At 71.7% G+C, this 12,370-nt stretch carries 15 protein-coding genes; 8 read left to right on the forward strand and 7 right to left on the reverse strand.

The genetic code is table 11. The features are described from left to right. Positions 1 to 29: 29 nt before the first annotated feature. Complete coding sequence (locus J4709_RS14235; RefSeq protein ID WP_208240949.1) at positions 30 to 812, reverse strand: type IV toxin-antitoxin system AbiEi family antitoxin; 783 nt, start codon at positions 810 to 812, stop codon at positions 30 to 32. 1,069 nt (positions 813 to 1,881) lie between these two features. Here J4709_RS14235 and J4709_RS56145 point away from each other — a divergent pair. Beyond that, entirely contained in the window at positions 1,882 to 2,274 is a 393-nt protein-coding gene (locus J4709_RS56145; protein WP_372442078.1) for a transposase, read from the forward strand. Here J4709_RS56145 and J4709_RS14245 read toward each other — a convergent pair. The 3 genes from J4709_RS14245 to J4709_RS14255 form a co-directional block, all read right to left on the reverse strand. Next, on the reverse strand, positions 2,271 to 2,774 hold the full coding sequence (locus J4709_RS14245; RefSeq protein ID WP_208240950.1) for a DinB family protein: 504 nt from the start codon (positions 2,772 to 2,774) through the stop codon (positions 2,271 to 2,273). The genes J4709_RS56145 and J4709_RS14245 overlap by 4 nt on opposite strands. A 239-nt stretch (positions 2,775 to 3,013) precedes the next feature. Beyond that, positions 3,014 to 3,985 carry a zinc-binding dehydrogenase gene (locus J4709_RS14250; RefSeq protein ID WP_208240951.1) on the reverse strand — a complete coding sequence of 324 codons (972 nt, stop codon included), beginning with the start codon at positions 3,983 to 3,985 and terminating at the stop codon, positions 3,014 to 3,016. A gap of 68 nt (positions 3,986 to 4,053) precedes the next feature. Continuing rightward, positions 4,054 to 5,283: an alpha/beta hydrolase gene (locus J4709_RS14255; RefSeq protein ID WP_232383454.1), complete on the reverse strand. Its 1,230-nt coding sequence runs from the start codon at positions 5,281 to 5,283 to the stop codon at positions 4,054 to 4,056. A 96-nt stretch (positions 5,284 to 5,379) separates the two neighbouring features. On the opposite strand from J4709_RS14255, the gene J4709_RS14260 reads away from it, so the two are divergent. Beyond that, positions 5,380 to 5,964, forward strand: a complete 585-nt coding sequence (locus tag J4709_RS14260) for a TetR/AcrR family transcriptional regulator (RefSeq protein WP_208240952.1) — start codon at positions 5,380 to 5,382, stop codon at positions 5,962 to 5,964. A 257-nt stretch (positions 5,965 to 6,221) separates the two neighbouring features. After that, on the forward strand, positions 6,222 to 6,590 hold the full coding sequence (locus J4709_RS14265; protein ID WP_208240953.1) for a hypothetical protein: 369 nt from the start codon (positions 6,222 to 6,224) through the stop codon (positions 6,588 to 6,590). Positions 6,591 to 6,592: 2 nt separating this feature from the next. Here J4709_RS14265 and J4709_RS14270 read toward each other — a convergent pair whose 3' ends face one another. Further along, a complete protein-coding gene (locus J4709_RS14270) occupies positions 6,593 to 6,979 on the reverse strand; it encodes a winged helix-turn-helix transcriptional regulator (RefSeq protein WP_208240954.1) in 387 nt (128 codons plus the stop codon). Positions 6,980 to 7,081: 102 nt separating this feature from the next. Between J4709_RS14270 and J4709_RS14275 the strand changes: the two genes are divergently transcribed. From J4709_RS14275 to J4709_RS14295, 5 genes are all read left to right on the forward strand, one after another. After that, positions 7,082 to 7,705, forward strand: a complete 624-nt coding sequence (locus J4709_RS14275) for an NAD(P)-dependent oxidoreductase (RefSeq protein ID WP_208240955.1) — start codon at positions 7,082 to 7,084, stop codon at positions 7,703 to 7,705. Between the two features lie 59 nt (positions 7,706 to 7,764). After that, positions 7,765 to 8,298, forward strand: coding sequence for a DUF488 domain-containing protein (locus J4709_RS14280; protein WP_208240956.1), 534 nt, complete (start codon positions 7,765 to 7,767; stop codon positions 8,296 to 8,298). A gap of 113 nt (positions 8,299 to 8,411) precedes the next feature. Then, positions 8,412 to 8,630: a hypothetical protein gene (locus tag J4709_RS14285; protein WP_208240957.1), complete on the forward strand. Its 219-nt coding sequence runs from the start codon at positions 8,412 to 8,414 to the stop codon at positions 8,628 to 8,630. Further along, positions 8,627 to 9,994 carry a sensor histidine kinase gene (locus J4709_RS14290; RefSeq protein ID WP_307801231.1) on the forward strand — a complete coding sequence of 456 codons (1,368 nt, stop codon included), beginning with the start codon at positions 8,627 to 8,629 and terminating at the stop codon, positions 9,992 to 9,994. Before J4709_RS14285 ends, J4709_RS14290 begins: the two co-directional genes overlap by 4 nt. Continuing rightward, positions 9,979 to 10,641: a response regulator transcription factor gene (locus J4709_RS14295; protein ID WP_208240958.1), complete on the forward strand. Its 663-nt coding sequence runs from the start codon at positions 9,979 to 9,981 to the stop codon at positions 10,639 to 10,641. The genes J4709_RS14290 and J4709_RS14295 overlap by 16 nt, the downstream gene beginning before the upstream one ends. Here the strand turns inward: J4709_RS14295 and J4709_RS14300 are convergent, their stop codons facing one another. Both J4709_RS14300 and J4709_RS14305 read right to left on the reverse strand, forming a co-directional pair. Continuing rightward, positions 10,642 to 11,049, reverse strand: coding sequence for a nitroreductase family deazaflavin-dependent oxidoreductase (locus J4709_RS14300; protein WP_208240959.1), 408 nt, complete (start codon positions 11,047 to 11,049; stop codon positions 10,642 to 10,644). It abuts the gene before it with no gap. A 78-nt stretch (positions 11,050 to 11,127) separates the two neighbouring features. Then, complete coding sequence (locus J4709_RS14305) at positions 11,128 to 12,336, reverse strand: MFS transporter (protein WP_208240960.1); 1,209 nt, start codon at positions 12,334 to 12,336, stop codon at positions 11,128 to 11,130. Positions 12,337 to 12,370: the final 34 nt, after the last annotated feature.

Consider the following 12,370-nt stretch of genomic DNA (forward strand, 5'->3'; position numbering starts at 1 on the left):
AGGGCGACACGCCGACACTCAACGAGGGGTCAGGTGGGGCGGTGCTCGGCGAGGGCCTTGCGGACGCGGTTGACGACGATGCGGGGGGCGCGGAAGAGGCCCTCCTTGTCGACGCGGATGACGAGCCAGCCGTGGTCGATCAGGCGGCCGTCGCGTTCGATGTCATGGCTGTACTGGACGTGGTCCCGCTGGTGGTGGACGCCCTCGTACTCGATCGCGATCTTCCGTGCGGGGTAGGAGAGGTCGGGCCGCGCCAGCCAGACGCCCCAGTCGTTGAAGACGTCCTGGTTGGCGACGGGCCGCGGGAGGTTCGCGTCCACGATGAGCATCCGCAGCCGCGTCTCGGGCGGCGAGTCGCTGCGCGGTTCCAGGTGCGGCATGGCGAGCCTGGCCTTGCGCACTCCCCGGCGCCGGTGGCAGTCGCGCAGGAACCGGTTGAGCTGCTCTCTTGCGCAGATCCGGTGCCGCAGCATGTGGTCGCCCGCGACGATCAGGTCGATGCGGGGCACGGCCGCCGCCAGTTCGAGGAACAGCCGCTCGGGGCCGACGACGCGGCGTCCGTGCAGGACGGTCCGGTGGCCGGCCGGGATGGCGTACCTGTGCACTTTCAGTTTCTCGATCCGGGCGACGGTGGGCGTCCCCGCGGGTACGGCGGCGTGAATCCGCTCGTCTCGGTCCGGCACCGGCACGCCGTACAGGTGGGCGGCCGTCACTCCGCAGAACAGCGCGGTCGACGGGAGCAGCAGCGCGGCGGCATCACAACGGATATGGACAGAGTCGTCCACGTCCGCCGCTACATAGACGTCATACATGACATGTCGATACTGCGCTGATCGTAGTTGCTTGTCCGTTAGGCCGACCCGACGGGCGTCTGCGGAGCGAAATGGGCGATTGCGGAGAGCATGCGGAACATCACCGGGAGTCTTCACGGCAAGGTCATAGCCGTGCCGCCGAATACCCGCACACCTTGTGATCAGACCGTATTCCGCCCGTGTCTCTCTCGTTGAGTGTCGGCGTGTCGTCCTTATGGGGGCTGTTTTGAGGGCGACACGCCGACACTCAACGAAAGGGGGCTAGTGGCTCATGACGGAACCTTGCTGGGGTAATTGATCTCTGGTGGGTGGCGCGTCAGCCTTGTCCCAGGTCGAGTCTGGGAGGTGGGTGTGGCGCGCGGAAACCGGAGGTGTTCGTGTGGCCGTTGTCGATGGAGGAGGGCCGCAAGCTCCATCAGATCACCCGGCGGGCGAAGGACCCGGTGAAGCTGCGGCGGGCGATCGTGGTCCTGATGTCCGCGCAAGGCCAGAGCGCGTTGTCGATCAAGACGTTGATGCGGGTCAGCGACGACTATGTGCGGGACGTCGTGCACGCCTTCAACGAGCCGGGGGGCCGACGCGCTCGACCCAAAATGGAGCGGGGCCGTCCGAGGAGGATCGGTGAGTGGGTGCGGGAACGCATCTGCTTGATCGCCCGGACGATCCCGGCCGAGTGGGGCGTCACCGGATTCTCAACCTGGAGCCTGGCGAAACTGGCCGCCCACCTGAAGAAGATCGGCCTGGTCACCTCGCTGTTCCCGACCCATCTGGGACGGATCCTGAAGGCCGGCCGCGTTTCCTGGCAGACCACGACCACCTGGAAGAGCAGCAATGATCCGGACTTCATCGCCAAGATGCGAGCCGTCCTGACCCTCTACGATCGTCCGCCCCAGGGCGGCCGGGTGATCTGCGTGGACGAGATCGGGCCGCTCAACCTCCAGCCGCGCACCGGCAAAGCCTGGCGGCCCACCCGCAGCCCCCGCAGGTTGCGGGCGACCTACACCGCAACGATGGCGTCCGCCACCTGCTTGGCGCCCTCGGCCTGGCCGCGGGCAAGCTCTACTACCGCATCCGCCGCCGGAAACGCTGGCAGGAGTTCCTGTCCTTCCTCAAGAGCCTGCGCCGCCGCCGGCCCGGCGAGCACCTGCACGTCATCGTGGACAACCACTCGCCGCACAAGCGAGCCCAAGTCCGGGAATGGGCCGCCGCCAACGACGTCGACCTGGTCTTTCTCCCGACCTACGGGTCGTGGCTGAACTGGATCGAGTCCGAACTTGCCGCGCTGCGCTACTTCACGCTCAACGGCACCGACCACCGCAGCCACGATCAGCAGAACACCGCGATCGCCGCCTACATCCGCCGGCACGACCACAACGCCAAGCCTAAGATCAGCTTCGCCGCCGGCTCCCCGATCCGATCATGGACCAGTTACCCCCAGCAAGGCCTCGCTACGAGCTCCTAGGTGTTCACCAGCCACTGTCGCCCATCGATGAGTTCGCGCACCGCATCAAGCTGGCCGGCGTGACACGCGGTATCGGTGATCACGTGGAGCAGGACCTCCCGAACGTTATGCAGACGCCACTCGCCCTCCGGGAAAGGCCACCAGAGCAGGTCCGCGTCCGTAGATGAGGCGGCGATCACGGCATCCGACAGGGACGCCTCATGGCGGTACCGGTCGAGGATCTCGGTGGCCGGCACCTCGGGGTCCACCTGCCACGAACTGGCCATGCTGCTGACCTGGTCGATGGCCTCCGAATCTCCAGCCACGACGGCACGGAACCACATGCGTTCCGCTGCCAGCGTGAGGTGCTGCACCATCCCCAGGCAGCTCCAACCAGAGGGCAGCACCGCCCGCCGCAGCGCTTGATCGTCGAGGCCCTCCAGCACGCCCAGCACGTGCTTGCGCTGCGCCTGCAAGTACCGCAGCAGCACCGACATCTCGGTGTCCACGACCACGGCCATTTCTCCACCCCCGCGTTCGCGTTCATGTAGCTTGCGCGCCACATATTGCTCTCGAATCACCACCCTTGCACAGAGCTGACACGGCCGTGACCTGGGTCTTGTCGGTCCAGCGGCCTCGTTCTTGGTACGCCCCTGCCGATACCTCTCGGCGGTCGAGATCGGCCCGAGGCAACGCCAACCCTGTTCGGCCCGGGCTCGATCATGGACCAGTTACCCCACCAAGGTTGCGTGACGAGCCACTAGATGAGCAGGAGGGTCTTCCCCAGGGCGGTGCGATTCTCGATCGCGGCGTGCGCGTCGGCGGCGCGTTCCAACGGGAAGGTCTGTCCGATGACCGGCCGGACCAGGCCGGCCGCGGCCTCGGACATCATCTGCTCCGCCCACCGGACCACGTTCGGCCCGAAGTCGAAGAGCTGCTCGATACCGATCACCTCCACCCCCTTGGACCGGGCTTCCGCGGGGTCGATTTGCGTGACCTCGCCGCTGGAGGCTCCGTGCACCGAGAACCGGCCGCCGCGGGCCGTCACCCCGAAGGCGGCCCGCCCGATCCGTCCGCCGACACCGTCGAACACCACGTCCGGTCCCGCGCCATCGGTCGCTTCGAGCACCCGCTCGGTCCAGGCCGGCTCGGAGTAGTCGACCGCGGCGTCGGCGCCCAGTTCCCGGATAAGGTCGAGCTTGCGCGCTCCGCGGGCGGCGCCGACGACCCGAGCGCCCGCCGAACGGGCGAGCTGCACCAGCAGGCTGCCGACGCCACCGGCCGCAGCCTCGACCAGCACCCGGTCACCGGGGCCGATGCCGGCCTTCTCCGTCAGGCCGTGCGCGGTGCTGCCGTCGCTGTGCAGGGCGACGGCCTCCGGCAGGCCCAGCCCGTCCGGCACCGGAAACAGGTCCTGGACCTCGGCCACGGCACGCTCGGCGAACCCGCCGCTCTCCCCGGTACCGGCGATGACCCGGCGCCCGAGCCACGCCGGATCCACCCGCGGCCCGACCGAGCTCACACGACCGGCCACCAGAGCACCCGGCACGTACGGCAGCGACGGCCTGGCATGCCACTTGTCGACGCCACGCCGGATCTGCGTCTCGACGAACGTCATGCCCGCGACCGCCACCTCGGCCACGACCTGTCCCGCCTCGGCCACCGGATCCGGCGCCTCACCGGGCACCAGCACCTCCGGGCCCCCGAACCGCAGCGCCTGAATCACACGCACAGCGACCACCCCTCACCGTTCACCAACATGGATTCCAACGTTCCGGCCCGCTCCTCGCACGGGCGGATTCAGGGCCTCGACGTCCTCTCGCGGGATCTCACCCAGGCGGTGAACGCCTCGATCGCGTCGACGACCGCATCGAAGCGGAAAGAGTGATAGAGGTCGAAGGCGTGGTGCGCGCCCTTCAGCTCGGCGTAGACGACGGGGGCGGTCGAGGTCTGGCGTAGCCGGTCGGCGAACTGCCGGGGGTCCTCCACGGGCACCAGCGTGTCCTTGTCGCCGTGCGCGAGGAAGAAGGGCGGCGCGTCCGCCGTGATGTGGGCCAGCGGCGACGACTCGGGGCCCTGGCCGAAATAGGGGCCGTACCAGCCGTTCATGTAGATGGCGCCGGTCACGGAGGTGTCGGCGTCCTCGAAGCCCGGCTGGAACGCGGGGTCGTTCTGGGTGAGCGCGGCCAGCCCCGCCATGTGCCCGCCCGCCGAACTGCCCGCGACGAACAGCGTCGCCGGATCGGCGCCGTACTCGTGGGCGTGCTCCCGCGCCCAGGCGATGACCTTCTTGAGGTCGATCAGGTGGTCCGGATGCTGGAACTCGGGCCGCAGCCGGTAGTTGGCGCTGATGCACACCCAGCCCTGGCTTGCGAGCCGGTAGAGCAGCGGCAGCGACTGGCTGTTCTTATGGCCCGAGTCGTAGTGGCCGCCGTGCACGTGGATCATGACGGGCGCGCCGTGCGGGCGCGAGCGGTGGTGGTAGACGTCGAGCAGGTTGCGGCGGCCCGCGTCGCCGTAGGCGAGGTCGGCCACGCGCCGGACGTCCAGACGGCGCTTGAGGATGGGCAGGAACAGGATCCGGGCGAGCGGCGGCCGGCGCCGCAGCCCGCCGGCCAGCTCGGCGTCCAGGGTGGTGCGCCATCCCACACCGAGCCCTTCGTCCATGGCGCGCTCGATCCTCGCCCGGTCCCCGATCCCGCGATGGGCGATGACCTCGAGCCCTGGGAGGGTCGCAGCGGCCAAGGCGACGATCGCCCACGCGCCCACCGAGTCGATGTCGCCTTCGGCGAACGCCAGCGCCGTCGGGATCAGCAGCAGCCAGAAGAAGGCGGCGAACGGCAGTTCGTTGGCGGCCAGGCCGAAGAAGTAGCTCGGGCGGCCGAGCGGGCGTTCCCACGGCACCGGCCGCAGCGCGAACAGCGTGCCGGTGGCGACCAGCAGCACCGGGATCAGATATCCGACGGGCACGAAACCTCCAGGGGCGAACACCGGCCGGACGGGGACCGCCATCACCCGCGCGGCCTCCATCGATGGATAAACGACACGTGTCGTGTCGTCAGGAGAATGGCGGAGATGCCGCCCCATGTCAACACGACACGTGCCGTTTCCCCTTAGGCTGGAGGCATGGCCAAGCCACCGAACCCAGCGCGCCGCAGCGAGAGCAGCCGGCAGGCGATCCTCGCCGCCACCGGGGAGCTGTGCAGCCAGGTCGGGTACGGGCGGCTGACCATCGAGGCGATCGCCGCCCGCGCGGGGGTGAGCAAGAAGACCATCTACCGGTGGTGGCCGTCCAAGGGCGCGGTCGTCCTGGAGCTCCTCGGCGAGACCGCGACCATCGCCACCGCCCCGCCCGACACCGGCGACCTGGCCGCCGACCTGCACACCATGCTCACCGAGATCGTCGATATCCTCACCCGCGACTCGGCGGGCACCGGAGTGATCTCCGAGGCGCTGAACGACCCCGACCTCGCCCGCGACCTGCGCGAACGCCTCATCCAGCCGGGCATCGACGCGTTCAAGCAACGGCTCCGCCGAGCCCAGGACGCCGGCCGGCTGCACCCGGACGCCGACCTCGACGTCGCACTCGACCTGCTGTACGGCCCGATCTACCACCGGATGGCACTTCACCTCGGCATGCCCGGCCCCGCCTACCTCGGCTCCCTCATCACCCACGCCCTCCGCGCCCTCACCCCGCCCACCCCGCACTGATCCCGCCACCGAGGAGCCCTATGCTGCGCCGCCTTTCGGCTTCCCCGGCCAAGGGTGCGTTCGGTTTCTTCTTAGCCGTCTTCGGGGCGGCTCTGTGCCTTGGTGTCTGCGGGGAGCGGGCACACTCCACCGCTCCGAGTCCGGATCCGATCTCGCATGTCTACAGGTGCGGGGAACGGCCTGCGCTCTCCCCGTCTTCGCAAGGGCCCCTGACGCTGCGGCTCGCGGCCGTTCGGGCAGGCCGCGATGGGGCACCGGTGGTCGACTACACGATCACCTCCGCCATGGCCGCCCGCATCACCGCCCCCAGTGACACCCGGCCGTTCCGGCTGCTGATTCTTGACCACGGGATCGTCGTCGGCGGGCAGAACCCGTCCGTGCCGCTGGGCTTCAATGCGAGATTCGTGGTTCCGGTCGAGATCGGTCCTGCGCGGCCTACCCATGGCACGGTGGACCTCTATGTCGCTCGGCCCTGTCCTGGCCACTCGTGGCGGGAGTTGAAGAAGAAAGGGTCGGGCGCGAAAGTCGCGCTCTTTGCCATGCCGCGGCTGACGGCTTTCCAGGACCACCGACTGAGGAACATTCTGACCGCGCGTTTGTCCGCCTCTGCGCCGTTGTCGTACTGACGTCATCCGGCCTGGTCGAGGGACGCGGCGTTGTCGTAGGACTCGCGGGCGTCGAGCATCTCGTCCCAGTGCTGCTCGGCCCAGGTGCAGGCGATCGCCATGGGTTCGAGCATGCTGCGGCCCGTCGGGGTCAGCTCGTATTCCACGTGCGGGGTGGCCTCGGCGTAGACGGTGCGCTTGATCAGGCCGTCCCTTTCGAGGGAGCGCAGCGACCGAGTGAGGACCTTCGGAGTGACGCGGCTCAGCGGCACGCGCAGTTCGGAGAAACGGCGCGGCCCGCCTTCGAGGCAGCGGATGACGAGGCCCGCCCATTTGTCGCCGAACCGGATCGGGTTCAGCGAGGACGGGCACAGCTCGTCGAACATGTCGGCGGGCAGCGGTTCCCTCATGGCCTCACGATAACCGGTATCCCGGAGGTAACCGCGGCCCTCGTTAACGTCGCCGGACCGGCCGGGCGCACGGGCGCCGGCCCTGGTGAGAGGCGGTTCGTCATGAACATCGTGGTCTTCGGCGCGGGCGGGCGCGCGGGACGGCAGGCCGTCGCGGAGGCGCGCCGGCGCGGGCACCAGGTCACCGCCGTGGTGCGCGATCCCGCACGTCACGGCGACCTTGCGGGCGCGCGGGTGGTGGCGGGCGACGTCACCGACGAGGCCGGCATCGGACAGGCGGCCGCCGGGCACGACGCCGCGATCAGCGCCGCCGCGGACCTGACCGTGCCGCCGCACGAGTTCTTCACCGCCTCGTCCCGCGCGCTGGCCGCCGGCCTGGCGAAGGCGGGCGTGCGCCGCTTGGTGGTGGTCGGGCTCGCTTCGGTCCTGCCCGGGGCGTCCGGTGCGCCCTTGATGGACGAGCCGGGCTACCCCAACGAGTACCGCTCCTTCTACCTCGGCCACGCGGCGGGCTTGGAGGAGCTTCGGGCCTGCGACCTCGACTGGGCTTACGTGGCGCCTGCGGGCGACTTCGACCATGACGGAGCGCGGTCCGGACGGTACGAGTTCGCCGATCACGGGGACCCCGCCAGCCAGATCTCCTACCAGGATTTCGCCATCGCGCTGGTCGACGAGGTGGTCACGCCCCACCACCACCGCGCCACCGCCAGCGTCCGGGAAGGATGAGCCCCGCCTGAACGGGGCCCCGCGGCTCGGCGGTTCGCCGGGTGTGCTCATGCTGGAGTGTGGACGAGAAGCGGCCGTTGCTGACGTTCGGGCATGGGACGGCGGGGCGGGAGCAGTTGGCGCCTCTGCTGCGCGAAGCCGGGGTGCGGTCGGTGGTGGACGTGCGGACCGCACCCGGCAGCCGCCGGAACCCGGACGTGCAGCGGGACGCGCTGTCCGAGTGGCTGCCGGCGGAGGGGATCGGCTACCGCTGGGAGAAGCGGCTCGGGGGGTTCCGGAAGGCCGCGCCGGATTCGCCCGACACGTTCTGGCGGAACGACTCGTTCCGCGGCTATGCGGGGTACACCCGCGATCCGGAGTTCTTGGCCGCGATGGACGAGCTGCTGCCGGCGGCCGATCGGGCCGGCACCGCGGTGATGTGCAGCGAGTCGGTGTGGTGGCGCTGCCATCGGCGGCTGATCGCCGACTTCGCCGTCCTGGCGCGCGACCGTCCGGTCCTGCATCTGGCGCACGACGGACGTCTCACCGAGCATCCGCCGACGTCCGGGGCGCGCCTGCGACCGGACGGCCTGCTCGTCTACGACGGCGAGTAGTGGGGCTAGGCCCACCCGGTGCGGGGTTCAGCGGGATATCGGGAGGCGGGCGGCCGACCGTAGCTTCTCCGGTGCCGGGCGCGACGGACGCGGCCGGGGATCGGAGAATAGTGATGATCTTTCTGCTGCTGCGCCGTCTCGGGGTCCGTGCGCGGATGATCACGGGTGCCGTTCTGGTGGCCGCCGGGCTGGCGGTCATCGCCGCGTCGGCGCTGGTGGACGGCCTGCTCGTGCACGGGGTGATCCTGGCGGTGGTCGGCGTCGTGATGTGCGGGGGCGCCGCGCGGGACGTTCGCCGGGCCCGGGCGGCGGCCGGCGGGGAGGGCCGGTGAGCGGCGCGGATAGGGTCGTCGCGGCGGAGAGGGGCGCGGGGATGGGTCGGTTCGCGGACGGTGGCCCGCTGCTGTGGCCGTTCGAGGCCGTGCGCGGGCTGTACCGGTCGGCGGTCCTGGTGGGGCTGACGTTCCTGCAGGTGGCGGTCGGGGTCGGTGTCGGGCTGGGCGGGGCGCGGGTGGTGTCGTCGTTCTCCGACGGGTCGTCGGCGCCGCTCGTCCTGCGGCTGCTCGCGGACGCCGGGGAGGCGCTGCTGGCGGTCGTGTGGGTGGCGGCGGCGATGTGGATCGTCCATCCGCTGACGAGCCGGACGCTCGCCCGGGCCGCGCGGCGGGTCGCGGGGCGCTGGCTCGGCCTGCGGTTCGAGGTGGAGTACCGGACGGTTCCGCAGGTCACGCGGATGTCGACCAGGTACTGGTGGGACGGCCACGAGTACCACAAGTCGGAGCGGGAGGCGCGCCGGCGGGCCGGGATGCACGCCCGGTTCCACGATCCGCAACTGCACTGGGACGGGGTGTGGGTGCTGGTCGCGGGCCTGACGGTCATGCCGGTCGCGGCGCTGCCGCTGCTCGGCCTCGCGGGCGGCGCGGCCCTGGTCGCGGCGGGGCACCCGGGGTCCGGCGCCGCGCTGGTCGCGGCGGGGCTGGTGGCCGCGCCGTTCGCGTGGCGGGTGTTCGGGCCGGTGGCGGCCCGGTTCCTCGGGCCGATCCCGCGCTCGCGGCTCGGCCGCCGCATCGCCGAGCTGGAGGCGGTCCGCGCGGACATGACGCAGACGCAGGCGGCGGAGCTGGAGCGGATCGAGCGGGGCCTGCACGACGGGACGCAGGCGCGGCTGGTCGCCATGGGCATGTCGATGCAGGCCGCCGAGCGGCTCGTCGAGGCGGACCCGGCCGCCGCGAAGGAGATCCTCGCCGCGGCGCGCGCCTCGTCGTTCGCGGCGCTGGACGAGCTGCGCTCGCTGGTGCGGGGCATCAACCCGCCGGTGCTGACCGAGCGGGGCCTCGTCGACGCCGTCCGGGCCCTCGCGCTGGACGCCCCCGTCGAGGTGAGCGTGCACAGCGCGGTGCCGGCGCGGCCTGAGCGCCCGGTGGAGGCGGCGGTCTACTTCGCGGTCGCGGAGCTGCTGGCGAACGTCGGCAAGCACGCCCGCGCGACCCGCGCGACGATCGACCTCGGATACTCGGACCGGACGCTCACCGCGAGCGTGACCGACGACGGGCGCGGCGGGGCCGCCGCCAGGGAAGGGTCGGGGTTGGACGGGATCAAGAGACGGGCGGCGGCGTTCGGCGGACGGCTGGAGATCGACAGCCCGGCCGGCGGCCCGACCCGCGTCACCGTGGCGGTGCCATGCGACTTGTCATAGCCGAGGACCTCTTCCTGCTGCGCGACGGGCTCGTCCGGCTCGTCCAGGCGTACGGGCATTCGGTGGTGGCGGCGGTCGACAGCGGGCCGGCGGTGCTGGCGGCGCTGCTCGGCGAGCGTCCGGACGCGGCGATCGTGGACGTCCGGCTGCCGCCGGGTTTCTCCGACGAGGGGCTGCAGGCGGCGCTCGCCGCGCGCCGGGAGGTGCCGGGGCTCCCGGTGCTGATCCTCTCGCAGCACGTGGAACAGCTCTACGCGCGCGAGCTGCTCGCCGACGGGCGGGGCGGCGTCGGCTACCAGCTGAAGGACCGGGTCATGGACGCCGACCAGTTCATGGACGCGCTCGACCGGGTCGCCGCGGGCGGGACGGCGCTGGACCCGACGGTGGTCGCGAAGCTGCTCGGCCGGCCGCTGCGGGCCGATCCGCTCGCGGCGCTCAGCGAGCGGGAGCGGTCGGTGCTGGCGCTGATGGCCGAGGGGCTGTCGAACGCGGCGATCGCGGGCCGGCTGTTCCTCAGCGAGGGCGCGATCAGCAAGTATACGACGACGATCTTCGCCAAGCTCGGGCTGGCCGCCGACGACGACACGAACCGGCGGGTCCGGGCCGTGCTGGCGTATCTCGGCGCGGCGGGGCGGGACGGCGGCTGATCAGCCGTCCGGTTCGACGAGGAAGACCGGCCGGGGCCCGCCGGTGCGGAACGCGTCCCGGACGAACGGGACGATCCGGAACTTGCGCCGGTAGGCGTGCAGGACGCGGGCCTTGCGGTCGTCGTCGATCTCGGTGAGGCGCACCGGCCGGAGCCGCCGTCCCCGGCCGAGCCCGGCCCGGCCGTCCGCGCGGGCGTTGTGGACCCAGTGGGTGTCGCCGAACGGCGAGACGAGCCACTGCCGTCCTTCGAATCGGAGCAGGGCGACCGGGGCCGTGCGGGGCAGGCCGCTGCGCTTACCGCGGGTGCGCAGCAGGACCAGGGGGCCCATCGGGACGCCCCAGCCGAGCAGCCGGAGCGGGCCGCGGCTCATCCGTGCCAGCCGCGGCGGGAGTTCGGCGGAGGCCATCACGACTCCTTCGATGCCACCTAAGCGGGGAATCAATCTCCACTTGAGCGTGGCACGCCGCCCGGGCCCCCTGCAACCCTAAGCGGGGAAATCTTCCCCGCTTTTCCGGACGCGGCCGAGCAGGGCCGTGACGGCGACCATCGCCGCCGCGGTCGCGCCGCCGAGCAGCATGAGGGCCGGCGGGGACGTCCGGTCGAGGACGGCTCCCCCGACCAGCGCACCGCTCGACAGCGTCGCCTGGAACGACGCGGTGAACAGCACCGATGCGGCCTCCGGGCTCTCCGGCGCCGCCCCGGCGAAGCACGCCTGCGAGCAGACCGGGACGGCCCCGTACCCGATCCCCCAGACGACGAGCAGCGCGAGCGCGCCCGGTTCCGTCCGTCCGAGGAACGGCAGCGCGAGGACGGCGACGGCGATCAGGGCACCTGCGGTCCCGAACGCGGCGTACGGGCGGCGGGCCGCGGCCGACCCCGCGAGGAAGGTGCCCGCGACCCCGGCGGCGCCGTAGACGAGCAGGAAGACCGTGACCCGCGCCGACGGCACCTCCGTCACGCGTTCGAGGAACGGCGTCACATAGGTGTAGGCGCCGAAGTGCGCGAGGATGATCAGGAAGGTCAGCAGGAGCGCGGAGCGGGTGCCGGTGCGGTGGAGCATGCCGCGCAGGACGCCGAGGCGCGCGGCCCGCTCGGCGGGCAGCGGCGGCAGCAGCAGGGCGAGCGCGACCAGCACCGCCGCCGACAGCGCGCCCGACATGAGGAACCCGGCCCGCCATCCGGCGAGGTCGCCGATCAGCGTTCCGAGCGGCACGCCGACGACCGATCCCAGTGGAACGGCGGCGAACACGACCGCGGTGGCCCGGCGCGCGGACCGGGCGGGGACGAGCCGGCCGGCCAGTCCCGCGCCGGCCGACCAGAAGCCGCCGATGACGATGCCGACGAGGACGCGGGAGACCAGCACCGCCCAGTACGCCGGTGCCGCGGCGGCGAGGAGGTTCGCGGCCAGCAGCAGGACCATGAAGGCGCACAGCATCCGGCGCCGGTCGACGCCCGCGGTCGCGACGGTGACGGCGGGCGCCGCGACGGCGGCGACGTAGCCGGGCAGCGCCATCGTCAGCCCGGCCGTGCCGTCGGAGATGGTGAAGCCGGCGCCGATGGAGGTCAGCAGCCCGATCGGCAGGATCTCGGTGGTGACGATCGCGAAGATGCCGGCCGCGACGGCGAGCACCGCGGGCCGGTTGGACGAGGGTGGGGCGAGCCGGCCTGTGGCCGGAGAGGTGGCCGTGCGCATCGGTTCCGTCCTGGTTCGGAGCGGCAAGGACGCG

It is taken from the genome of Actinomadura violacea (assembly GCF_017573465.1).
GTDB lineage: Bacteria > Actinomycetota > Actinomycetes > Streptosporangiales > Streptosporangiaceae > Spirillospora > Spirillospora violacea.

Bases quoted from the DNA above. Each gene is read 5' to 3' on its own strand.
- J4709_RS14305 (WP_208240960.1), bottom strand. From the start codon at position 12,336: ATGCGCACGGCCACCTCTCCGGCCACAGGCCGGCTCGCCCCACCCTCG.
- J4709_RS14300 (WP_208240959.1), bottom strand. From the start codon at position 11,049: ATGGCCTCCGCCGAACTCCCGCCGCGGCTGGCACGGATGAGCCGCGGC.
- J4709_RS14295 (WP_208240958.1), top strand. From the start codon at position 9,979: ATGCGACTTGTCATAGCCGAGGACCTCTTCCTGCTGCGCGACGGGCTC.
- J4709_RS14235 (WP_208240949.1), bottom strand. From the start codon at position 812: ATGTATGACGTCTATGTAGCGGCGGACGTGGACGACTCTGTCCATATC.
- J4709_RS14245 (WP_208240950.1), bottom strand. From the start codon at position 2,774: ATGGCCGTGGTCGTGGACACCGAGATGTCGGTGCTGCTGCGGTACTTG.
- J4709_RS14260 (WP_208240952.1), top strand. From the start codon at position 5,380: ATGGCCAAGCCACCGAACCCAGCGCGCCGCAGCGAGAGCAGCCGGCAG.
- J4709_RS14255 (WP_232383454.1), bottom strand. From the start codon at position 5,283: ATGGAGGCCGCGCGGGTGATGGCGGTCCCCGTCCGGCCGGTGTTCGCC.
- J4709_RS14270 (WP_208240954.1), bottom strand. From the start codon at position 6,979: ATGAGGGAACCGCTGCCCGCCGACATGTTCGACGAGCTGTGCCCGTCC.
- J4709_RS14285 (WP_208240957.1), top strand. From the start codon at position 8,412: ATGATCTTTCTGCTGCTGCGCCGTCTCGGGGTCCGTGCGCGGATGATC.
- J4709_RS14275 (WP_208240955.1), top strand. From the start codon at position 7,082: ATGAACATCGTGGTCTTCGGCGCGGGCGGGCGCGCGGGACGGCAGGCC.